This window comes from Thomasclavelia cocleata (genome assembly GCF_900102365.1).
Lineage (GTDB): Bacteria > Bacillota_I > Bacilli_A > Erysipelotrichales > Coprobacillaceae > Thomasclavelia > Thomasclavelia cocleata.
Window position 1 is genome coordinate 55453 of record NZ_FOIN01000007.1, and the last position, 22128, is coordinate 77580.

Consider the following 22128-nt stretch of genomic DNA (forward strand, 5'->3'; position numbering starts at 1 on the left):
AATGATTTTTTATAGTAAGTAAGATATACTAATGGTGCAATAGTGCGTGGAGGAAAACATATGATAGAAAATATTAGAAAAAGAGATGGGCGTTTAGTTCCTTTTGAATTAGATAAAATAGCTGGTGCTATATATAAGTCTTTTGAGGCAACTAGTGATAAGTATGAATTAAAGACAGCAATTAAAATTGCAAAAATAGTAGAAAATAAATTAGAAATGAAAAAAAGTGCTTTACCAACAGTTGAGTTAGTTCAAGATACTGTTGAAGAGGTATTAATTGAACAAGGTTATGTTAGGGTAGCTAAAGCTTATATTTTGTATCGAGCTAATCGTACTCGTGAAAGGGATATGCGTTCACGGTTAATGAAAACATTTGAAGAAATAACTTTTGCAGATAGTAAAGATAGCGATTTAAAAAGAGAAAATGCTAATGTTAATGCTGATGCTCCGATGGGAACAATGTTAAAATATGGTGCTGAAGCAGCAAAGCAATTCAATGAGATGTTTGTATTAAATCCTAAACATGCACGAGCACATATAAATGGGGATATTCATATTCATGATATGGATTTTTTGACTCTTACAACTACTTGTTGTCAAATAGATATAGTTAAATTATTTAAAAATGGTTTTTCAACAGGGCATGGTGTTTTAAGAGAGCCAAATAGTATAAGTGTGTATGCAGCTTTAGCATGTATTGCAATTCAATCAAATCAAAATGATCAACATGGTGGACAAGCTATTCCTAATTTTGATTATGGTATGGCACCAGGGGTTGCTAAATCGTATATAAAACACTTTTATTATAATCTTAGTAGAGCTGTTACTTTGCTTACAAAACTTGATGGAGATGAAGTTGTATCTAGAATTAAAGAAAAAATGTGTTTAAAGCCAACTCTTGATTTTAATGAAAATTTTAATCAAAAATTAAAAGAGATATTAGTTAAAAATAATATTAATCAATTTGTTGATGAAATTATTGATTTTGCTACTTCTAGTGCATATAAAGAAACAGATAAAGAAACATATCAAGCGATGGAAGCTTTTATACATAATTTGAATACGATGCATTCAAGAGCAGGGGCTCAAGTACCGTTTAGTTCCATTAATTATGGAATGGATGTATCAAGTGAAGGTAGAATGGTAGTTCGTAATATATTATTAGCTACTGAAGCAGGATTAGGGCATGGTGAAACTCCTATTTTTCCAATCCAAATTTTTAGAGTAAAAGAAGGAATAAATTATAATGAAGGAGAACTAAATTATGATTTATTTAAATTAGCATGTAAAACTTCAGCTAAACGTTTATTTCCAAATTTTTCATTTGTTGATGCCCCATTTAATTTACAATATTATAAAGGAACTCCAGAAACTGAAATTGCATATATGGGATGTCGAACAAGAGTTATGGCAAATATATGTGATAAAGATAATGAAATAAGTTTTGGTCGTGGAAACTTAAGTTTTACTTCAATAAATTTACCAAGATTAGCAATTCGTTCAAACGGTGATGTTAATGAATTTTTTGATAAACTTGATAAAATGTTAGATTTATGTATTGCACAGTTACTAGAACGTTTTGAAATTCAATGCCGACGTAAAGTAAAAAATTATCCATTTTTAATGGGACAGGGTATTTGGCTTGATAGTGATAATCTAAAACCGGATGATGAAGTAAGGGAAGTTTTAAAACATGGTACATTAACAGTTGGATTTATAGGTTTGGCTGAGACTTTAAAAGCTTTAATTGGTGTACATCATGGTGAAAGTGAAAATGCACAGATTCTAGGATTACAAATTATTGAACATATGTCTAAGGCAATGGAGATGGCAAGTGAAAAATATCAATTGAATTTTAGTTTGATTGCAACACCTGCTGAAGGTTTATCAGGCAGATTTGTGAAAATGGATAAAAAGTTATTTGGTGAGTTAGAGGGAATTACAGATCGGGATTATTATACAAATAGTTTTCATATTCCTGTATATTATCCGATCAGTGCTTTTAAGAAAATACAATTAGAAGGGCCATATCATGCTTTAACAAATGGAGGACATATCAGTTATGTAGAAATGGATGGTGATCCAACTAAAAACTTAGCTGCATTTGAAAAAGTTGTTCGAGCAATGCATGATAATGGGATTGGTTATGGAGCTATAAATCATCCTGTTGATCGTGATCCAGTTTGTGGTTATAATGGGATTATTGATGATGTTTGCCCACTTTGTGGTAGAACTGAAGAAGAACATCATGGGTTTGAAAGAATTCGTAGGATTACTGGGTATTTAGTTGGTACTTTAGATCGTTTCAATGATGGTAAAAAAGCTGAGGAACATGATCGAGTTAAACATGGTATAGAATAATGAAGATTCGTTTGTTTGGAATAGCTAATGATTCAATTGTTGATGGACCTGGTTTAAGGTATACAATTTTTACCCAAGGTTGTTATCATAAATGTCCAGGGTGTCATAATCCTAAAAGTCATGATATGAATGGTGGGTATTTAAAAGATATTAATGAGATAATAGCGGAAATTGATGAAAATCAATTATTGGATGGAATTACTCTTTCTGGTGGTGAACCAATGCTTCAGATAGAACCATTAATAGAGATTTGTAAAGCGGTTAAATATCGAGGTTTAAATATTGTGATTTATAGTGGTTTTATGTTTGAACAAATCATTAAAGATTCAAGAATGAAATCTTTATTAGAAGTTTGTGATATGTTGATAGATGGTAAATTTGAGCAGGATAAAAAAAGTTTATCACTATTATATCGAGGTTCAACTAATCAAAGATTAATAAATATTCAAAAATCATTAAAGTATGAAAAAGTCATTGAATATGAGACAAATGAATATAATGAGATCATAATATAGAAAAATTAAAAAAGAACAATCTAGATTGGCAATGTCATTAAGTTAAGAAGACAATATTTCAACCAGAAGTTTATATCAAATAGATATTATCTTCTGGTTTTTCATTTATGCAAGCTAAAAAAGTGTAGTATTGATACTACATCTGATAAGGTGTATAATTGTATCGACTAGTCATATCTATAGTTAAAGTATACGACCGTTTTTGGCTTAATGTGTCGTGCATATGTTCTGTCAGGGCGAATTGGCAAGATTTCTTTAGCTATGAGATGTTCTATTGGTGGGATTTTCCCACCTTTTTTAGTTAGATAGTGTCTTATTATATGACATGATCTCGTGAAGTTGATTTGGTAGATATATTTTCTTCTTTCTTTTTTGGTATTTTTATCACTTGTACGACCCTTTGACAAAAATTGTATAGGATAAGTCTTGCATATATCTCTTGTTGTATAAGCTTTCTTTTTTTAGAATGCAATGCGTTCAACCCGAGTGCATATTTCACTTCTCTAAATGATGTTTCAATACCCCATCTCTTATTGTATAATGATAGGAGTGTGATAAGATATGGCATTACCAAGAAAGTTAATTTATCCAGCAGTTTTTTCATATGATGATGGTATTTGTGTTTATTTTCCAGATGTTGATGGATGTTATAGTTAGGCAGATTCTACTGAAGAGGCATTTTATATGGCTAAAGATGCTTTGGAATTAGTTTTGGAAGATTATATTTTTAATATGTTTGAAGATGCTTCTAAGCCATCACAAATAAAAGATATTAAGGTAGAGAGTAATCAGTGTGTGGCACTTATTGAAGTTGATGTGGATCAGCTGATAAAAAGAAACTCGAGTAAAACGATAAATAAAACTCTTACATTACCATCGTGGTTGAATGAATTAGGAATTAAAAATAAGCTTAATTTTTCTAAGATTTTACAAGATGGAATAAAAAAAGAATTGGGAATTTAGATGACAGGAGGTACTATGTTTGTACTTTCTGTCTTTTTTTAATTAAAAGTTTACTTAAAAAAGTACAAAAGAAAAGATCTACCACTATTAGTAGACCTGTAGATTAATATTTATTTTATTAATAGATTTGCTTGTAACCATGACCTTTCTTCATTTGTTAAAAATGGAGCAACATGATCAAATACTAATTGTTGATACTCATTGATCTGTTTAATTTCATGATTAGACAACAAATCTAAATCTAGACCATCTAGATCAAATGGAACCATTGTAATTGGTTCGAATTTTAGAAATTGACCATATTCATTAGTGGTTACTTCAACACACAATAATTCATTTTCATGACGAACTCCATGACTATTTTCAATATAAATACCTGGCTCATCTGTTGTAATCATACCTGGTTCAAATGCACACATTTTTGCAAAACCAGGACGATCATGTGGTCTAAAACCATTAGGACCTTCATGAACATTTAAGAAGTGACCTACACCATGACCTGTTCCACAACGATAATCAAGATTATATTCATAAACAATTCCTCGAGCTAATAGATCTAGATTAGGACCAGTAGTTCCAGCTAGAAAATGTGCTGTTTGTAATCTAAACATAGCTTTTAAAGCAATTGTGTAATCACGACGTTCGATGTCACTAATAGGACCTAAGACAAATGTTCTTGTAGTATCAATCGTACCATCTAAATATTGTCCTCCAGAATCAATTAACAATAACCCATTATTAGTAACTTTAGCACAACTATCTCGTTCTGCTTTATAATGCATTAGTGCAGCATTAGCTTTATAAGCACATATAGTATCAAAGCTTAAATCATAGAATTCACTTTGTTCTTTTCTAAAAGCAGCTAATTTATCAGAAATAGTTACTTCATCTAATTCAATTTTTCCAACATTAGTTTTTAACCAATACATAAATTTGGTCATTGCAACCCCATCTTTGATATGAGCATTTTTTGTAGCGTTAATCTCTGTTGGGTTTTTAATAGCTTTAAAATGCTGAGTTGGATTTGGTGCTGTTTTTATTTCACAAGATAAATTGTTAAAGATTTGGTAGTTAACTAGTTGATCATCTAATAATACTTTACCTGTTAATTTTTTAACATCTTCATAAATATCATTATAGTCTTTGATAATGATATTATCTCTTTTTAAAATAGTTTCAGTTTTAACATCAACTACATCTTTTTGAACATACAAAATAGCATTATCTTGGTTGATTAAGGCATAAGATAGAACTACAGGATTACAATCTACATCATTTCCTCGGATATTAAATAACCATACAATATCATCTAAGCTGGTAATAATATGATGTTGACAATCATCCATTGCTTTACGAAGACGCTCAAGTTTTGAACGACGTGATTCACCACAATATTTTTCATCATAAATATAAGCTGGCTGATGAGAAATGCTTGGGCGTTCTTGCCAAACTTCGTCAACTAAATCAACATCAGAGATTAATCTGTTTTTTAAATAAGTAACTTCTTGATTTGACATTACTCGTCCATCAAATCCCACTGTTTTATCAACATTTTGATTAAGATATTCTTTAATAGTAGGGACACCAGGCATTCCAATCTTCATTAGAATGATATTGGTACCCTTTAATTGGTGTTCAGCCTGAATAAAATAACGACCATCTGTCCATAAACGGGCTTCAGTCAAACTAATTACTAAAGTACCTGCTGAACCAGTAAAACCAGATAAAAATTTACGTCCTTTAAAGTATTCACCTACATATTCACTTTGGTGAAAATCACTAGTTGGAATAATATAAATATCAATTCCCTTTTCTTTCATTAATGTTTGAATTTTTATAATATTTTCTTTTATCATTTTTATAACCTCACTGTTATTACTTTATCACAACTAAATTGAAGCCTCAATGAATATAAAAAAATATATAAATAATTTTAAAAAAAGATAGCTAAGTGTAAAAGAATAATCCTGAGTAGTATGGGTATGATTTAGTTAAGTGGATAGGACAGTAATAAAAATTAAGTATATGAAAAATTGTTTTTTATATACTAGACAAATTATTTAAATTGTCTAATGCTTGTTGTAAAACAAAAGAGTATAATTATCATGTTTAAAAAAGCATGATAATTATAGTAAAAAGTTAAAATGATAGTTATAAAAATGTTTAATAAATCTTTGTAAGTCTATATGATATTAAAGGTTACAGAGTAAATGATATTTTTTGTAATTGATGGATTATTATCATTGCATTTTTAAAATATAGGAGTATACTTATTTCAGGCAAAGGGGGGGTTATACTATGGATGATGTAATTCAAAGGTTAGTAGAAATAGACCGTAAATGTGTCGAACGTGTTGAAGCTGCAAAAGTAAAAAAATTAGATGCACAAACCAACATGAATGAAAAAAGAAAAGAGATATATGAAGGGTTTGTTGCTGAACAAAACAAGAAAATTGAAGAACATAAAGCTGAATTGATGAATAAAAATCAACAAGAGGCTAAACAACTTGATCAAAATTATAGTGATATGGTAATTAAATTAGAAAATCTTTATAGTCAAAATAAAGATAAATGGATTAATGAAATTGTTGAAAGATGTTTAAAGTAAGAAGGTGAAGATATGGCTTTATCGTCAAATGCACTATGTGCTAAGGCTAAAGCGATGTATGGATATCGGATTGGTGAACAGGGGTATAGTGATTTATGTAGAAAACAAACGCTTGGTGAGATGGTAACCTATTTAAAATCGCAAACAAAGTATTGTGGGGTTCTACAAGATGTTAATGTTAGAAATGTTCATCGTCGTCAGTTAGAGGCTGCTTTAAGTAAAGAATATTTTGAACGTTGTGCTAGGTTGATGAAATATGCGCCAAAGAAGCATCATGATTTTTATAATCAAGAGGTTATTGGAATAGAGGTTCAATTGATTGTTGATAAGGTTGTCAGTATAAAGGAAAAAGACCAAGCAAGTTTTTCTTTAGAGATACCAGATTATTTAGCGAGTAAAATGAGTTTCAATATTTATGGGTTAATTAATGTTGATAATTATAAAGATTTAATATTATATTTAAGAGATACTAGGTATTATAAAATATTAGCTGATTTTGATTTTACAACACCAATTGATATTAATGCTTTAGAACGACAAATGAAATCACTATATTATAGTACTTATGTAGCTGCTATTAAGAAAAATTTTAAGGGTAAAAAACAAAAAGAATTATTAGATGTTTTATCTACATCTATTGAATTAATCAATATTACTAAAATTTATCGTTTTAAGAAGTATTTTATAGAATCGAATGAAACAATAAGAGATTCTTTATATTTAGAGCATTGTCGGATGTCTAAAGGAATGCTGGATTCATTGATTGAAGCACGTGATGTTAAAGAAATGTTAGAATTATTGGCTAATTCAAAATATAAGTTATATATTGGTGATAGAGATTATGCCTATATTGAATATTATGTGGAAGAAATTAAATATAATATAGCTAAGCGCTATATGCGTTTTTCAAGTGATGCACCATTAGTGTATTTAACATATTCAATTTTACAAAAAGTTGAGGTTGATAACTTGAAACATATTATTGAAGGTATAAGATATAATAGAGATGCATCTAGTATTGAAGAGATGCTGATCTTTGCGTAGGAGGGATTAATGAATGGCTATTATGAAAACACATTTCTTTAATATTTCCTTTGAACATAAAGACTTAATGAAAATGCTAATTAAGATGACTGAGTATCAAGAAAATATGTTTCCTCAAGATTCTAGGAAAATAGCAAATAATGTTAAAGGGGTATCAGTTATGGATGCAGTTAATCCATATAATGAACCACTAGATAATATTTATCATATTTTAAGTCGTTTAAATCTTGAAAGTAACGTGCAGGATAGTGAATTTAAAGAAATTAATTTGCATAATGTAAATAAGTTAATAGATGAAATTAATGATGAAGTTGATAATATTGTTAATATTAAAGAGGGAATTGTTAAGGAAAAAGAAGAAAATGATGAAGCTGTCATTTTATTGAGGAACTTAGAAGAATCAAAGATAAGTGTAGATGATGTTAAAAATACAAAATATATAACTTGTCGGTTTGGAAAAATTCCTGTCAATGAGTTTACTAAAATCCAATATTATCGGGATTACGAGTTTATTTTTAAAGAGCTGAATCGTTCAAAACAGTATGTATGGATTGTTTATGCGGGACTTACAAATAGTATTTCACAAATAGATAATGCGTTTTCTTCAATGTCTTTTGAACAAATTACTTTACCAGATTTTGCTCATGGAAAGATTCATGAAGCAATTAATGAATTGACTGAAGAATCGATTGCTATGGAAAAGTATATTAATAAAATGGATTCTAAACTTGAAGGTGTTAAAAATAAATATCAGGAAAAACTATTAGATACTTTTACAAGTTTATATAATTTGAAAAAGTTATATGATCATTGCCGCTATGTTGTTGATTTTTCACAAAAAGCATCTATTTATACTTTTAGTAGTTATGATTTAAAAGAGATTGAAACAATATTTAAGAATATAGATAGTGTTAAGGTGATGGAGTTACCTGTAAATATTTATGAAAATAGAAATATTACTGCACCAATTTTGGTTAAAAATAATTCATTCTTTAAACCATTTGAAAATATATTAAGCGTAGCACTTGGGGATACTTTTGATCCAACCATCTTTGTAGCTGTAATAACAATGGTTATTGGAGCGATTTGTGTTGGAGATATTGGTGTGGGAGCATTATTAATAGTATTAGGATTTTTATTTACGATTAAAAAAACAAATAATTTTGGTGGTATGTTAAAACGAATTGGTGCTGCGATTTTAATTGGTGGATTGTTTTATGGAACTGTATTTTATCAAATTGAATTATATCAGCCATTGTTCAATTTACCACTACATGTGATTCATACATTTTTATTTGGATTCAGTGTTTGGATTATTGCAATAATTATTTTAATTATTGCTAAAAAAGTTACGCGAAAGTCAATTAAGATATAGAGGAGGGATAAAATGGCAATCTCAAGATTAAACTTAGTGAGTATTAATTTTGATAAGTATCATTATAATGAAGTATTATTAAAGCTTTTTAGCCATGATGATTTTCATCCTGAATTAGCCTCTAAGTTTATTGATAGTGTAACAGGACTAAGTGTATATAATCAAGATAATTTATATGAAGAAATTTTGGTTAGATTAAATGATGCATCAAATAAATATAATTTTAAATTAGAAGAAGTACCAGTAAAAACAAACCAAATCAATGTATTACGAGTAAAAGAATATTTAGATGATTTATTACTTGATGTTGAGCGTATTGATGCAGTAAAGGTTCAGTTGGACCAAATGATTATTGAAAATCAAGAAGCTATTATTCAGTTACAGCATGTAGCTGATATTGATGTAGATTTTGATGATTTATTTAGTTGTAAATATCTTCAGGTAAGGTTTGGAAAGATTCCAGCAAATAATGTCACTAAATTAGATTATTATGAAACACTACCTTTTGTATTTAAAGCTTTTCACAATGATAATCAATTTATTTGGTGTATGTATATAACAACACCTGGTGATGCACCAGAAGTTGATAATATCTTTTCATCGTTATATTTTGAGCGGATTCATATTCCAACATTTGTTCATGGTTCGCCAGAACTAGCAATTAGTGAGATACAAGAGGAAGCTAATGTAGCAAGAGAACAAAGTAAAAAATTAAAGATGCGTATTGATAAGATGTTTACAAATGATCGAGATAAGCTTAATGAAATTTATACGATTGCAAAACATTTAAATGATGTATTTGTCATGCAGAAATATGTTGTTGTAATTGGTGATAAACTTACTGTTAATGGTTTTGTCCCAGTACGAAGTACTAAAAAATTTAAAGAAGATTTTGAATCTTTAGAAAAGGTAACAGTTGATATTAAACCAGCAAATAGTGATGTTAGATTATCACCACCAACATTGCTTAAGAGTAACTGGTTTTCACGACCATTTAGAATGTTTGTAGAAATGTATGGAGTTCCTAAATACAATGATGCTGATCCAACGTTACTAGTTTCATTATCTTATACTTTATTATTTGGAATAATGTTTGGTGATGTTGGACAAGGGTTAATTTTATCATTAGTTGGTCTTATTGCATATAAGAAGTTTGGATTTCAGTTGGGAGCTGTTGGTGTTCGATTAGGAATTTCGAGTACTTTATTTGGAATTGTTTTTGGCTCGGTATTTGGAAATGAGGAAATCTTAATTCCTATGTTTAATGCAATGTCGCCTGATAATACAATGACTTTATTGATTGCAGCGATTTGTTTAGGAATTGTTTTAATTATTATCTCAATGGGATTTAATGTTGTTTTAAATTTTAAAAAGAAGAATATTGGTGAAGCTTTGCTGAGCCAAAATGGAGTTTGTGGTTTAATATTTTATATTTCTATTTTGGGCTTAGTAATAAATATGTTTTTAGGTTTAGGGTTTGTTAATGCAATATATGTGATTGTGTTAATAGCCATACCATTATTATTGATTTTCCTAAAAGAACCATTAATTAGGAAATTTGTGGAGCATGAAGAAATGTTTCCAAATGGTTTTGGTGCGTTTTTTGTAGAAGGATTCTTTGAATTATTTGAAGTAGTCTTATCTTTTATCACTAACACAATGTCATTTTTAAGAGTTGGGGGATTTGTTTTATCTCATGCAGGAATGATGTTGGTTGTATATACATTGGCGGAAATGGTCGGTGGTGTTGGTGAACTAGCCGTTATTTTATTTGGTAATATTTTTGTAATGTGCTTAGAAGGATTAATTGTTGGAATTCAGGTTTTACGTTTAGAGTTCTATGAAATGTTTAGTAGATACTATGAAGGAAATGGAGTTCCATTTAGAACTATTAAAGAGGATTAGAAATTGAGGAGGAAGTCATTATGACAATTTTAGAATTTATTTTACCAGCATTAGTAGTTATTTTATTATCTTTACCATTAGTTAAAATGTTTAGAGGAAAAGTAAGTGCAAAAAGTGCTAAGATTAGATTGGCAACACATATTGCAGGTTTTGTAGGAGCTGTATGTTTAGCATTATATTTAGCAGCAGTTACTAATGGAGTACATGCCCAAGATTCTGCAGTAATTACAGGAACTATTGCACAAGGTTTAGGTTTCTTAGCTGCCGCTTTAGCTACAGGTTTATCTGCTTTAGGGGCAGGGATTGCTGTTGCTGCTGCTGCACCTGCTGCAATTGGAGCATTCTCTGAAAATGAAAAGAACTTTGGTAAATCATTAATCTTTGTTGCTTTAGGTGAAGGGGTTGCGATTTACGGATTATTAATTTCAATCTTGATTATCAACAAAATTTAATTGAAAGAATGTGGTCATTATGCGATTTTATTGTATAAGTGATAACGTAGATACTCAGGTAGGACTTAGATTAGTAGGAATTGAGGGTCAAGTAGTTCATAAAAGAAGAGAGTTTCTTGAATTACTGGAAACAAAATTAAAAGATGATTCGATTGGAATCATCTTAATTACTACTAATTTAATTGAGCTTGCGCCTGATGTTATCTCAGAAATCAAGTTAAAACAACAAAAACCATTGCTTGTAGAAATACCAGACCGTCATGGTGAATCAAAAATTGGTGAAACTATTGATAAATATGTTTCTGAAGCAATTGGTGTGAAGTTATAGAAGGAAAATGCTATGGAAAAGAAAGAACAAGTATTTCTTTATATGAAAGAAGAGATTGAAAGACTAGCAGGTTTTGAAGAAGAAAAAATATTAGCTGAGGCAAAGCAGCTTGAAGAAGAGGTATATAACCAAATTAAAGCTGAGGCTAAAAAAGATGCAGAAGTATTGTTAGCTAAAGAATTAGTTGAGATTTCTTCGAATGCTAGTGTCGAAGCTTCTTTATCACAAGAAGAAAAGACAAAGAAATTGGTTGAAAAAAGAGAGGAATATGTTGCTAATATCTTTGGTGAAGCTAAAGAAAAATTAGTAGAGTTTGTAGATAGCAAAGATTATAAAGCATATTTAATTAAACATATAGAAAAGATTGGTAAATTATACCAGATGGAAAATTCGATTCTTAAATTAAGAAAAGAAGATTTGAAATATAAAGATAAATTAATTAAAGCATATGGTATGCCTATAGAGGTCGAAGTTAGTGATAAGATTTTAATTGGTGGTTTTATTATTGAAAATAAGGCGACTAATGTTGTTGTTGATGAATCACTAGACTTTGCTTTAGAAAACCAAAAAGATAGGTTCTATAAGACATCAGGATTAATGATAAAATAGACAGGGGGTTAATATATGAACAATAATGTGATTTATTCGATTAATGGACCCGTTGTAAAAGTAAAAGATACAGTTTCTTTTTCCATGTTGGAAATGGTATATGTAGGTAATGATTCTTTAATGGGTGAAGTAATTTCCATTTCTAAAGAATTTACTACGATCCAGGTATATGAAACTACTACTGGTCTTAAGCCAGGTGAACCAGTTGTATCAACTGGCTCACCAATCTGTGCAACGTTAGGCCCAGGAATTTTAAGAAATATCTTTGATGGAATCGAACGTCCTTTAAAAGCACTTGAAAAAGAATCTGGTGCATTTATTCATGCAGGAAGTAATGTAGATTCTTTAGATGTTGATAAAAAATGGGATGTAACAATGATGGTTAAAGCTGGTGATCAAGTTAAAGGTGGTACTGTTTATGCAACTACACCAGAAACTGATTTAATTGTTCATAAATGTATGGTTAGTCCGTTAATTAGCGGTAAAGTAATTGAAGTAGTAGAAGATGGTCAATATACTATTAATGATGTAATTATGAAAATTGAGGACACTAATGGTAAAATTATTGAATGTACATTATGTCAAAAATGGCCAATCAAACAAGCTCGACCAGTAGCTAAGCGGTTGCCAATAGCAATACCGTTAGTAACAGGACAGCGTGTTATTGATACACTATTTCCAATTGCTAAAGGTGGAACTGCAGCTATTCCAGGTGGTTTTGGTACTGGTAAGACAATGACACAGCATCAAATTGCTAAATGGTGTGATGCTGATATTATCGTTTATGTTGGTTGTGGTGAACGTGGTAATGAAATGACTCAGGTTCTTGAAGAGTTTAGTGAATTAATTGATCCTAAGAGCGGTAAACCACTTACAGATAGAACAGTATTGATTGCTAATACTTCAAATATGCCAGTTGCGGCTCGTGAAGCCAGCATTTATACTGGAGTAACATTAGCTGAATATTATCGTGATATGGGATATCATGTTGCAATCATGGCTGATTCAACTTCACGTTGGGCTGAAGCACTTCGAGAAATTTCTGGTCGTCTAGAAGAAATGCCTGCTGAAGAAGGCTTCCCAGCTTATTTACCATCTCGTTTATCGCAATTCTATGAACGAGCTGGATATATGGAAACGCTAAATGGTCAAGAAGGTTCAGTATCAATTATTGGTGCAGTATCACCTCAAGGGGCAGATTTTTCTGAACCAGTTACTCAAAATACGAAACGATTTGTACGTTGTTTCTGGGCTTTAGATAAGGCTTTGGCTTATGCTAGACACTATTTTGCAATAAATTGGACTCAAAGTTATAGTGATTATGTATATGATCTTGAAAAGTGGTATAGTAAGAATGTTGGTCATAAATTTGTTAGTGATCGTCAGGAAATTGCCTATATTTTAGCTGAAGAGGCTAAATTAAATGAGATAGTTCAATTAATGGGGCCTGATGTTTTACCAGAGGATCAGAAATTAATTATTGAGATTGCTAAAGTTGTTCGAGTTGGATATTTGCAGCAAAATGCTTTCCATAAAGATGATACTTATGTACCAATGGAAAAACAGTTGAAAATGATGGAAGTTATTTTATACTTAAACCATCGTTGCAAAGAAGCAGTTGCTCAAGGCAAGGTTGTTAGACAAATCGTTCAAACGGGAATTTTTGATCAATTGATTAAAATGAAATATGATATTCCAAATGATAATATTAATAAATTAGATACTTATTATCATGATATTGATGAAGCGATAAAATCTGTAGCGTAGGAGGAAATGATTATGTCACTACAATATGTAGGATTAAATGAAATTAATGGACCATTAGTCGTTTTAGACCACGTTAAAGGTGCTTCATACGATGAAATGGTAGATATACAATTAAATGATGGAACAACTCGAGCTGGTCGAATTGTTCAAATCGAAGGTGAAAAAGTTGTTGTCCAGGTATTTGAAGGAACTAATGGCTTATCACTGGAAAATACTAAAACTAGATTATTAGGTAAACCGATGGAATTACCTGTTTCTAAAGAAATTCTAGGAAGAATTTTTTCTGGAGCAGGGCGTCCTATTGATGGTTTAGGTGAAGTATATGCTGAAGCTGAAATGGATATTAATGGTCTACCATTAAATCCTGTATCACGAGTATATCCACGTAATTATATTAATACTGGGATTTCTTCAATTGACTGTTTGACTACATTGATTCGTGGACAAAAGTTACCAATTTTCTCAGTATCTGGTTTACCACATGATCGTTTAGCGGTTCAAATCGTTAAACAGGCAAAAATTGCTGATGAGGCTGGTAAAGGATTTGCAGTTGTTTTTGCAGCTATGGGAGTAACTAATGATGTAGCTGAATATTTTAAACGAAGCTTTAAAGAAGCAGGGGTTATGGAAAGAGTAGTTATGTTCCTGAATCTATCAAATGATCCAATCATTGAACGTATCTTAACACCTCGTTGTGCTTTAACTGCTGCTGAATATTTAGCTTTTAAACAAAATATGCATGTACTAGTAATATATACTGATGTAACTTCTTATTGTGAAGCATTGCGTGAATTCTCTTCAAGTAAAGGTGAGATTCCAGGTCGTAAAGGATATCCTGGCTATTTATATTCGGATCTTGCCTCATTGTATGAAAGAGCAGGAATTATTAAGGATGCAGAAGGGTCTGTTACTCAAATTCCAATTCTTACAATGCCTAACAATGACATTACTCATCCAGTACCAGATTTAACAGGTTATATTACAGAAGGGCAAATTACATTGGATGTTGATTTAAATTCAGCTGGTGTTTATCCTCCAGTAGGAGTATTACCTTCATTAAGTCGTTTAATGAAAGATGGTATTGGTGAAGGATTTACACGTGTAGATCATCAAGATATTGCTAACCAGTTGTTTGCATGTTATGCTCATGTTCAAGATGTACGTTCTTTGACTTCTGTTATTGGTGAAGATGAATTATCAGATTTAGATAAAAAATATATTAGCTTTGGTCATTTATTTGAAGAACATTTTATCAACCAAGGTTTTGATACTAATCGTAGTATTGAAGAGACATTGGATTTAGGATGGAATCTAGTTTCAGTTCTTCCACGTGAGGCACTAGATCGTCTTGATAACACATTGCTGGATCAATATTATAACCATGAAAAAGCAATTGAGCGCTTTAATATTAAAGAAAAGAAGATTATTAAAGAATTACAAGAAGAAGGTGAATAATTATGGCCTTGAAAGTAGTTCCTACTAAAGGTAATTTAATTGCAATGAAAAAATCATTGCAATTAGCTAACCTTGGATATAATCTAATGGATCAAAAACGTAATGTTTTGATTAAAGAAATGATGACTTTATTAGATGATGTAAAAATTATTCGTGATCAGATTACATCTTCATATCAAGAAGCATATGATGCTCTTCAGGAAGCTAATATCTCAATGGGATTAATTACTGACATAGTTAACAGTACACCTGAAGATTATGGAATTTCAATTGCTTATCGCAGTGTTATGGGGGTTGAAATACCAAAAATATCATATAACAAACAACCATTGAAGATGACATATGATATTGAACGTTCTAATTCAAGAGTTGATTATGCCTATAATTGTTTTTATAATGTAAAACAATTAACAGTATTATTGGCAGAGGTTGAAAATAGTGTCTATCGTTTAGCAAATACAATCCGAAAGACACAAAAAAGAGCTAATGCATTAAAAAATATTTCAATTCCTCGTTTTGAATCAACAATAAAAGTTATATCTGAAGCTTTAGAAGAAAAAGAGAGAGAAGAATTTACACGTCAAAAAGTTATTAAAGAAATGAAACGATGAGACTCATATTATTTGAGTCTTTTTTTGTTATTAAAAGAAAAGTGATTACATAATAAAATGTAACCACTTTAACTTAATTGATTAAAGATGTAAATTATTTTTGAATAAATTTAATGTCTTCATTAGTTAATGAATATGTCAAATCTGTAGGGGAATTAGAGCGAATATGAATTAAATTATTATCTTCAATTCTACCATTCCAAGTAGCAATGACAATAACTTTTTTAGCTAATGCTTTTAAAAAAGCTAACATATCAATGTTTGAATCTTTAGCATAAAGAATTCTTTTATTATCTAGTAATAAAATATCTTTATCATATGTTTGTAAAAAATCATCCATAATTTTTACTAAATCAGTTGCATTATCTTTAAAAATATTATCTAAATTTAAAATAGGGATACCACAATAATCACTGTATTCATGAATAAGTTTTGATTTACCACTACCAGGACTACCAATAATTAATATTAGTTTATTTTCAATGTTTTTTGCAACTTCGATTTCTTTAAGTAATTGATCCATAATTTTAACCTCCTTTTTTAACGAATCTAAAAATATTATAAAAATCGAATGTATCTTATATATTTATTTTATCATTATTAATTGTTATTTGATAGTAATATTATAAGATATTTCCTGGGGAATAATGTCGATTTATTTGTAATTATCAGTGATTTTTATAATACTATCTTGATTTGTTTGATACCAGTCATTATTAATGTTAACTAGTGAATTTAAAAATGATATTTTAAATAATTCTTTATTGTTTTTGTCAAAACCTCTTGCATAAAGGCTCCATCCTTTAATATTCTGTTTACTAATTTTTTCAACTTCTAATTTATTAATATTATCAACAAATATTTTTGCTTCATCATAATCTAGCTGAATTTCAATAAGTCCTTTTTCACTTGTAAGTTTTAAATCTATTTTATCAGCATATTCAAGTCTAATTTTATTATTTGTATTACAACCTGTAAGTATAATTAATATAATAATAAGAATATTAAGTTTTTTCATATATTTATAATCACCTCTAATTTAAGTATATCATAATATTAATTAAAATTGTCTGTAATTAATTATAAAATAAGTGTACTACATATTGTAATACAGTTGATGTGGTGTTATAATAAAACTGTATTAATCATAGTGATACAGTTAGGAGGAATATCATGAAAAAATTATTATCATTAGTAGTAATATTGTTGATGATTGTGCCAATACCTATTCAAGGGGCAAAGAAAGTTACAAGTATTGAATCGTATAGTCAGGGAAAAGAGGTAAAGGGAGATGTTGTCGCAAAAGAAGTTGTACTTAGTGATGAACTAAAGGGGATGATGGTTGCTAGTGATGAAGGGTTAGAGTTTGTTGATGATGTAAATTTTATTATTAATCTTAATCATCCAGTTAAACGTTTTGAAGTAATTGATGATATTGATAATGATGGTGTAAAGGATGTTGCAGTTTATCTAAAAACAGGTACTGGTTATAGCAATTTCCAAATAGTTAGTTCTAAAAATTCTAAAGTTTTATATGAAACTGCATTAACACATAAAACAATTGATGAAAATAATAGTGTAATTGTAGAAAATTCAATTGTAAGACAAATATTAAGTAATGATAAAATAGTTTATTTAATTTATGATCATCATTTATTAGCTATAGATGCTGATAAAAAAGAGGTTATTTTTGATTATGAGGACAAAGATAATATTTGGAAAATGGTCATATTTGATAATCAAATCATCTTTACAACTCAGCAAGGACAGGTAATCAGTATTGATAAGAAAAGGGGTGATCTCAATTATCGGACAACTGTTGTTAAGCCATTAGATATAGAAGTTAAATATCACAACAATGAAAAGCAAGAAGTAAATATGAATGTTTGGGATATCTTAATTTTAAAAGATAAATTATATGTTACTAGTGAAATCGATAAACTTTATCAAATGGATATTGGTACAGGTGAAGTAATCAAAGAACTAGAATTAAGTGTAGTTAGTCAAGATAAGATATCTAAGCGATTAACTGAACAATCACGATATAATCCTAGTGAAGGAAAGGAAACAGTTTATGCTACTGGTGTATTTTCTAAAGCTTTTAATGGATATAAAATGAAAATGCTTAAAGATAATCTTATGTTAGTAGAAGCATATTTAGGTGATCAGGATTATTATTTGGTTTCTGATTTTGGTATTAATAATAAGGGAATTGAGCCGACATTATTATTGATTGATACAAAGAATTTAGAGGTTAAAAGTAAAATTAAACTGGATCAATATAGTTTAGATTGTTCTAATACTACTTTGTCAACTTATCAGGGAAAAGATGTATTGATTATTCCTAGTAGTGTAAATAGAGGGATATTAAGAGTTTCTGTCTATTCATTAGATGGTAAATTAATTTTGCAAAATGATTTAAAAAATTTAGGAGTTGGTTTAGAGAATGTAAAAATAAATATTAGTAATTATGGAAATGATTATTTATTACAGATTAGTGATGGTAGTAGTTATATTTTGAAGGAAGATTTAAAAACGATTAATTCATTAGGAAGTTCTAAAATAGTTAATAAAATAACTGATTTGGATCAGGGAATACTTGTTTCTAGTAATCAGGATGGTAAAATAAATAAAATTCTTAAATTAGGTTTAAATGGTAGAGATGATGTTTTGATGCAAGTCAATATACCAGATCAGTATCTAAATAGTGGTTTTGAGGCAATTAATTATAATGAAGATAGTAATGAAATTTTAACTTTAGTTAATGAGAAAAATAGTTTAAATGAAGTTATTGCAAGTCATATTTTAATAATTAATGCAGGAGATGGAAATATTGTTTGTGATAAAAAAGTTTTAATTAATAATGGGCTAGATGAGAAAAATAAGTATTTAACTGGCAATGAAATAAGTTATTTTAGTGATTTGAATAATGATGGTAAAAAAGAAATTTTAATTGATGATTGTATTATTGATGGTGGTACATATACTTTTAAAGCACATTATGAACAATTAGTTGAAGATAATGGAACAGTTATTGATGCTGGAGATTTAAATAATGATGGAATTAGTGATTTAGTTAGTGTTGGTGAAACGGAGATGCGTGTTTATTATTCAAATAAAAATGGATATGAGATAACTTATCAAAAAAGTAATCTTGTTAAAAAGTATGATAAGAATCTATTAAATAATCAACAAGTTAAAGTAATAGGTGATTTGGATCATAAAGGAATTAATTTATTTGTAATTAATGCTCGTAATAAAAATGGATGTCAGTATTATCAGGCTATTGATCCAAAAAATTTATCAGTACGTTTTAATTTAATGGAAGATGGGGTTTTTGATTGGGGAGAGAGTTTTACATTAACAGGAATTGATTATAATCATGATGGAATTGATGATCTGTTATTTAATACACCAGAAAATAAACAAAAAATTATAAGTGGTAAGGATGGAACTTTAATTACTGATATTAAAAGAGAAAGTGATGAATATGGTCAAGAAAGTACACCAGCTGTATTAGAAAATATTATTCCTATTAATATTGATGATAATGGACAAATTATATATCAATTGGAAGATATAAATGATGATAATGTTAGGGAACTAGGTTATATTTATTTTGATTATAGTCAAAATAATAATTATATTAAACTTAGAATTCTGGATGGGAAAAGTTTAAAGGAGTTGAAGGTATGTAATTTGGATAATCTTAAATATTCTGATTTAATTATAGTGCCTGTTTTAGGACAGAGTAAAATCATAATAAAAGGTGATGACAATAATCAGATTTATGATTATAAAAATGAAGTATTAGTAGCTGGTTGTAATATTGATGCAGTTAGTGCAAGAACATTAAATAGTGGACAAATCTTAATTGAAAATAATGGTGGGCAATTATATGCTTTTGATGATCATTGTGATTTTAAGTTAGTTGATTTTGAGCATGAAAAGTTTAATAGTGGGGATATCACTATTAAATATCAAAGTGAAAAATCAGGGATGATGAGTGTTTATGATCAAGGAAGTCTGATTGCAACTAGTACAGCAGAAAAGATTGATTTAAAATTATTGGCAGGTAAACATCGACTTGTCTTTTCTTATGATGATGGACAGGGCAAAGTTACACATATAACTAAGCAAATTGAAGTGCATAAATCTTCGATAATTAAATATTTCGCAATTTTATTAACTTTAATAATTGTATCAGCAGGTATATTTACTGTTGTATACCCAAAATATCGGTTGGAAAAGAAAGTGGGTGTAAGACATGGAAAAAATAATTAAAGTTGAGCAGATGAATAAGTTTTTTGGATCATTTAAAGCAATTGATGATCTATCCTTTGAATTAGAAGGTGGAAAGATTTATGGAATTATTGGACCAAATGGTGCAGGAAAATCAACAACGATGTCTTTATTAATGGGACTTATCTTTCCAAGTAGTGGAAGTGGGTCAATAAAAGGTTATCCTTTAGGTTCTAATGAAGCTAAAAAATTAATGGGCTATTCACCTGAATTTCCTAATTTTTATAGTGATATGAGCTGTCTGGAATATCTTGTTTATATGGGGCAGTTATCAAATCTGGATTTTGATACAGCGGTAAAAAGGGCTTTGGAATTATTAGACGAGTTTGGATTATTAGAACATAAATTAAAAAAAGTTGCTAAGTTTTCTACGGGAATGAAGAAAAAAGTTGGCTTGATACAGGCGATGCTTCATGATCCTGAAGTATTATTATTAGATGAGCCAACTGCAAACCTAGATCCGACTAGTAGAAGCGAAATTATTCAAACTTTGAAAAAGCTGGTTAGTCAACGTAAAATGACAGTATTAATAAGTTCGCATGTATTAAGTGAATTAGAAATGATTATTGATCATGTAGTTATGATTAATAAAGGACATGTTGTTTTAAATCAGCCTATTGAGGTTGTACAACAGGGATTTAATCAAGAAAAGGTATTGGTTAGTACTAAACAAAATAGTTTATTGAAGAAGTATCTGGATATTAATGGTTATAATTATAATTTAGAAAAAAATGTTTTTAGAATTACAACAAAGGATAAAGCTGTTTGTAAGCGGGATTTAATTAAATTTATTTATGAAAATGATGTTGAATTAGATTTATTTAAAGAAGAAGTAATTACTTTAGAGAAACTCTATCAGCAAGTTGTGGAGGATAATGAGAATGAAAGTGTTGTTATGTAAGACTTTTACAAAGATGTTTAAGGTTATTCCTGTCACAGTTGTTTGGTTGATTAGTGGGGCATTTGGTTTACTGTTTGCATATATATATAATAATTTATCAGAAAGTATTTTAACTTATGCTCGTTTTTCTAATAATATTATGAATATTTATAGTTTAATGGCTTTTATGATAATTGTAGGGATAATGATTTGGATTATTTGTTCTAATAGTTCTACTGGTTTGTTTGCACAGGAGATACATGAGGGTACAATTAGATTGTTGTTATCAAAAGAAATTACTCGAATGCATTTAGTTGCTGGTAAAATATCAGGAATGATTTTAGGCAGTGTTGTTTATTTGATTACAAGCTTTTCAGTATTTATCTTGGTTTTTTGTTTATTTAGTGGAGTTGAAAAAGATATTTTGTTACTGATTATTAAAGCTACATTAGTATTTATTGTTTATGGTATGGTTGTAATTTTTATTATTGGTGGGTTAGGAACATTTTTATCAACAATATTTAAAAAGAAAGTGCCTGCTGTTTTGATTATGGTAGCATTAGCAGGATTAATATTTGGAATTATTCCAATTGTAAGAGTGATATTGACTCAACTTGGATATTATAATCAATTTAATTTATATATCTTTGATTTAAATTATCATTTCGGATTAATATTTAACAACTTTTTAGGTAGTATTGGAGATTTATCACTTTCACAAAGTACAAATGCTATATTTACAATATTTACTAATTTATATATTTCTGAAGCTGTTGATATTGATGTAGCTCTTGCTAATGTATGTTATTATGATATTAATACATCATTAAATGGTTTGTTAGTGACATTTAGTTATATAATAGGGGCAGCTGTTTTATATGGAGTATCATTTAAAACGATGTTGAAAAAAGATATTTAATTATTTGAGCCATATTAATTGTGGCTCTTTTGTTT

General features: G+C 29.2%; 20 protein-coding genes. 16 read left to right on the forward strand and 4 right to left on the reverse strand.

Features of this window, described 5'->3' with window-relative positions; all coding sequences use genetic code 11:
* Positions 1 to 60 precede the first annotated feature (60 nt).
* Together BMW96_RS04700 and nrdG are read left to right on the forward strand one after the other, a co-directional pair.
* A complete protein-coding gene (locus tag BMW96_RS04700) occupies positions 61 to 2361 on the forward strand; it encodes an anaerobic ribonucleoside triphosphate reductase (RefSeq protein ID WP_092353017.1) in 2301 nt (766 codons plus the stop codon).
* On the forward strand, positions 2361 to 2876 hold the full coding sequence (nrdG, locus tag BMW96_RS04705; RefSeq protein ID WP_092353019.1) for an anaerobic ribonucleoside-triphosphate reductase activating protein: 516 nt from the start codon (positions 2361 to 2363) through the stop codon (positions 2874 to 2876). Before BMW96_RS04700 ends, nrdG begins: the two co-directional genes overlap by 1 nt.
* A gap of 316 nt (positions 2877 to 3192) precedes the next feature.
* On the opposite strand, the gene BMW96_RS14450 is transcribed toward nrdG, so the two are convergent.
* Positions 3193 to 3480, reverse strand: coding sequence for a transposase (locus BMW96_RS14450; protein WP_335743792.1), 288 nt, complete (start codon positions 3478 to 3480; stop codon positions 3193 to 3195).
* An 80-nt stretch (positions 3481 to 3560) separates the two neighbouring features.
* On the opposite strand from BMW96_RS14450, the gene BMW96_RS04715 reads away from it, so the two are divergent.
* Positions 3561 to 3839, forward strand: coding sequence for a hypothetical protein (locus tag BMW96_RS04715; RefSeq protein WP_244881257.1), 279 nt, complete (start codon positions 3561 to 3563; stop codon positions 3837 to 3839).
* A 110-nt stretch (positions 3840 to 3949) separates the two neighbouring features.
* On the opposite strand, the gene BMW96_RS04720 is transcribed toward BMW96_RS04715, so the two are convergent.
* A complete protein-coding gene (locus BMW96_RS04720; protein WP_092353021.1) occupies positions 3950 to 5695 on the reverse strand; it encodes a M24B family metallopeptidase in 1746 nt (581 codons plus the stop codon).
* A gap of 442 nt (positions 5696 to 6137) precedes the next feature.
* Here BMW96_RS04720 and BMW96_RS04725 point away from each other — a divergent pair, with 442 nt between their 5' ends.
* Genes BMW96_RS04725 through BMW96_RS04770 form a run of 10 tightly spaced genes read left to right on the forward strand, consistent with a single transcriptional unit; the run spans position 6138 to position 15992 of the window.
* Entirely contained in the window at positions 6138 to 6446 is a 309-nt protein-coding gene (locus tag BMW96_RS04725) for a hypothetical protein (protein ID WP_092353023.1), read from the forward strand.
* Between the two features lie 12 nt (positions 6447 to 6458).
* Positions 6459 to 7490 carry a V0D/AC39 family V-type ATPase subunit gene (locus BMW96_RS04730; protein ID WP_092353025.1) on the forward strand — a complete coding sequence of 344 codons (1032 nt, stop codon included), beginning with the start codon at positions 6459 to 6461 and terminating at the stop codon, positions 7488 to 7490.
* Between the two features lie 13 nt (positions 7491 to 7503).
* Complete coding sequence (locus BMW96_RS04735; protein WP_092353027.1) at positions 7504 to 8865, forward strand: V-type ATP synthase subunit I; 1362 nt, start codon at positions 7504 to 7506, stop codon at positions 8863 to 8865.
* Between the two features lie 12 nt (positions 8866 to 8877).
* Positions 8878 to 10770 carry a V-type ATP synthase subunit I gene (locus BMW96_RS04740; protein ID WP_092353029.1) on the forward strand — a complete coding sequence of 631 codons (1893 nt, stop codon included), beginning with the start codon at positions 8878 to 8880 and terminating at the stop codon, positions 10768 to 10770.
* A 20-nt stretch (positions 10771 to 10790) separates the two neighbouring features.
* Entirely contained in the window at positions 10791 to 11222 is a 432-nt protein-coding gene (locus BMW96_RS04745; RefSeq protein WP_092353031.1) for an ATP synthase subunit C, read from the forward strand.
* Between the two features lie 19 nt (positions 11223 to 11241).
* Positions 11242 to 11550 (forward strand): V-type ATP synthase subunit F, encoded by a 309-nt coding sequence (locus BMW96_RS04750; protein WP_003537296.1) that lies wholly within the window; start codon positions 11242 to 11244, stop codon positions 11548 to 11550.
* A gap of 12 nt (positions 11551 to 11562) precedes the next feature.
* On the forward strand, positions 11563 to 12159 hold the full coding sequence (locus tag BMW96_RS04755) for a V-type ATP synthase subunit E (protein WP_092353033.1): 597 nt from the start codon (positions 11563 to 11565) through the stop codon (positions 12157 to 12159).
* 15 nt (positions 12160 to 12174) lie between these two features.
* Positions 12175 to 13926, forward strand: coding sequence for a V-type ATP synthase subunit A (locus BMW96_RS04760; RefSeq protein ID WP_092353035.1), 1752 nt, complete (start codon positions 12175 to 12177; stop codon positions 13924 to 13926).
* Between the two features lie 12 nt (positions 13927 to 13938).
* A complete protein-coding gene (locus BMW96_RS04765) occupies positions 13939 to 15381 on the forward strand; it encodes a V-type ATP synthase subunit B (RefSeq protein ID WP_092353037.1) in 1443 nt (480 codons plus the stop codon).
* 2 nt (positions 15382 to 15383) lie between these two features.
* Positions 15384 to 15992, forward strand: a complete 609-nt coding sequence (locus BMW96_RS04770) for a V-type ATP synthase subunit D (protein WP_092353039.1) — start codon at positions 15384 to 15386, stop codon at positions 15990 to 15992.
* Between the two features lie 94 nt (positions 15993 to 16086).
* Here BMW96_RS04770 and brxF read toward each other — a convergent pair whose 3' ends face one another.
* Both brxF and BMW96_RS04780 read right to left on the reverse strand, forming a co-directional pair.
* A complete protein-coding gene (gene brxF / locus BMW96_RS04775; RefSeq protein WP_092353041.1) occupies positions 16087 to 16515 on the reverse strand; it encodes a BREX-3 system P-loop-containing protein BrxF in 429 nt (142 codons plus the stop codon).
* 132 nt (positions 16516 to 16647) lie between these two features.
* Entirely contained in the window at positions 16648 to 17010 is a 363-nt protein-coding gene (locus BMW96_RS04780; RefSeq protein WP_092353043.1) for a hypothetical protein, read from the reverse strand.
* A 155-nt stretch (positions 17011 to 17165) separates the two neighbouring features.
* Here BMW96_RS04780 and BMW96_RS04785 point away from each other — a divergent pair, with 155 nt between their 5' ends.
* Genes BMW96_RS04785 through BMW96_RS04795 form a run of 3 tightly spaced genes read left to right on the forward strand, consistent with a single transcriptional unit; the run spans position 17166 to position 22093 of the window.
* The gene (locus BMW96_RS04785; protein WP_092353045.1) at positions 17166 to 20276 is read left to right on the forward strand and encodes a hypothetical protein; all 3111 of its coding nucleotides are present in this window, start codon (positions 17166 to 17168) and stop codon (positions 20274 to 20276) included.
* Positions 20260 to 21195 carry an ABC transporter ATP-binding protein gene (locus BMW96_RS04790; protein ID WP_092353047.1) on the forward strand — a complete coding sequence of 312 codons (936 nt, stop codon included), beginning with the start codon at positions 20260 to 20262 and terminating at the stop codon, positions 21193 to 21195. Before BMW96_RS04785 ends, BMW96_RS04790 begins: the two co-directional genes overlap by 17 nt.
* The gene (locus BMW96_RS04795) at positions 21176 to 22093 is read left to right on the forward strand and encodes an ABC transporter permease subunit (RefSeq protein WP_092353049.1); all 918 of its coding nucleotides are present in this window, start codon (positions 21176 to 21178) and stop codon (positions 22091 to 22093) included. The genes BMW96_RS04790 and BMW96_RS04795 overlap by 20 nt, the downstream gene beginning before the upstream one ends.
* The last annotated feature ends 35 nt before the right edge of the window (positions 22094 to 22128 follow it).

Coding starts and splice junctions, on each gene's coding strand:
- BMW96_RS04700 (WP_092353017.1), top strand. CDS start 61: ATGATAGAAAATATTAGAAAAAGAGATGGGCGTTTAGTTCCTTTTGAA.
- nrdG (WP_092353019.1), top strand. CDS start 2,361: ATGAAGATTCGTTTGTTTGGAATAGCTAATGATTCAATTGTTGATGGA.
- BMW96_RS14450 (WP_335743792.1), bottom strand. CDS start 3,480: ATGAAAAAACTGCTGGATAAATTAACTTTCTTGGTAATGCCATATCTT.
- BMW96_RS04715 (WP_244881257.1), top strand. CDS start 3,561: ATGGCTAAAGATGCTTTGGAATTAGTTTTGGAAGATTATATTTTTAAT.
- BMW96_RS04720 (WP_092353021.1), bottom strand. CDS start 5,695: ATGATAAAAGAAAATATTATAAAAATTCAAACATTAATGAAAGAAAAG.
- BMW96_RS04725 (WP_092353023.1), top strand. CDS start 6,138: ATGGATGATGTAATTCAAAGGTTAGTAGAAATAGACCGTAAATGTGTC.
- BMW96_RS04730 (WP_092353025.1), top strand. CDS start 6,459: ATGGCTTTATCGTCAAATGCACTATGTGCTAAGGCTAAAGCGATGTAT.
- BMW96_RS04735 (WP_092353027.1), top strand. CDS start 7,504: ATGGCTATTATGAAAACACATTTCTTTAATATTTCCTTTGAACATAAA.
- BMW96_RS04740 (WP_092353029.1), top strand. CDS start 8,878: ATGGCAATCTCAAGATTAAACTTAGTGAGTATTAATTTTGATAAGTAT.
- BMW96_RS04745 (WP_092353031.1), top strand. CDS start 10,791: ATGACAATTTTAGAATTTATTTTACCAGCATTAGTAGTTATTTTATTA.
- BMW96_RS04750 (WP_003537296.1), top strand. CDS start 11,242: ATGCGATTTTATTGTATAAGTGATAACGTAGATACTCAGGTAGGACTT.
- BMW96_RS04755 (WP_092353033.1), top strand. CDS start 11,563: ATGGAAAAGAAAGAACAAGTATTTCTTTATATGAAAGAAGAGATTGAA.
- BMW96_RS04760 (WP_092353035.1), top strand. CDS start 12,175: ATGAACAATAATGTGATTTATTCGATTAATGGACCCGTTGTAAAAGTA.
- BMW96_RS04765 (WP_092353037.1), top strand. CDS start 13,939: ATGTCACTACAATATGTAGGATTAAATGAAATTAATGGACCATTAGTC.
- BMW96_RS04770 (WP_092353039.1), top strand. CDS start 15,384: ATGGCCTTGAAAGTAGTTCCTACTAAAGGTAATTTAATTGCAATGAAA.
- brxF (WP_092353041.1), bottom strand. CDS start 16,515: ATGGATCAATTACTTAAAGAAATCGAAGTTGCAAAAAACATTGAAAAT.
- BMW96_RS04780 (WP_092353043.1), bottom strand. CDS start 17,010: ATGAAAAAACTTAATATTCTTATTATTATATTAATTATACTTACAGGT.
- BMW96_RS04785 (WP_092353045.1), top strand. CDS start 17,166: ATGAAAAAATTATTATCATTAGTAGTAATATTGTTGATGATTGTGCCA.
- BMW96_RS04790 (WP_092353047.1), top strand. CDS start 20,260: ATGGAAAAAATAATTAAAGTTGAGCAGATGAATAAGTTTTTTGGATCA.
- BMW96_RS04795 (WP_092353049.1), top strand. CDS start 21,176: ATGAAAGTGTTGTTATGTAAGACTTTTACAAAGATGTTTAAGGTTATT.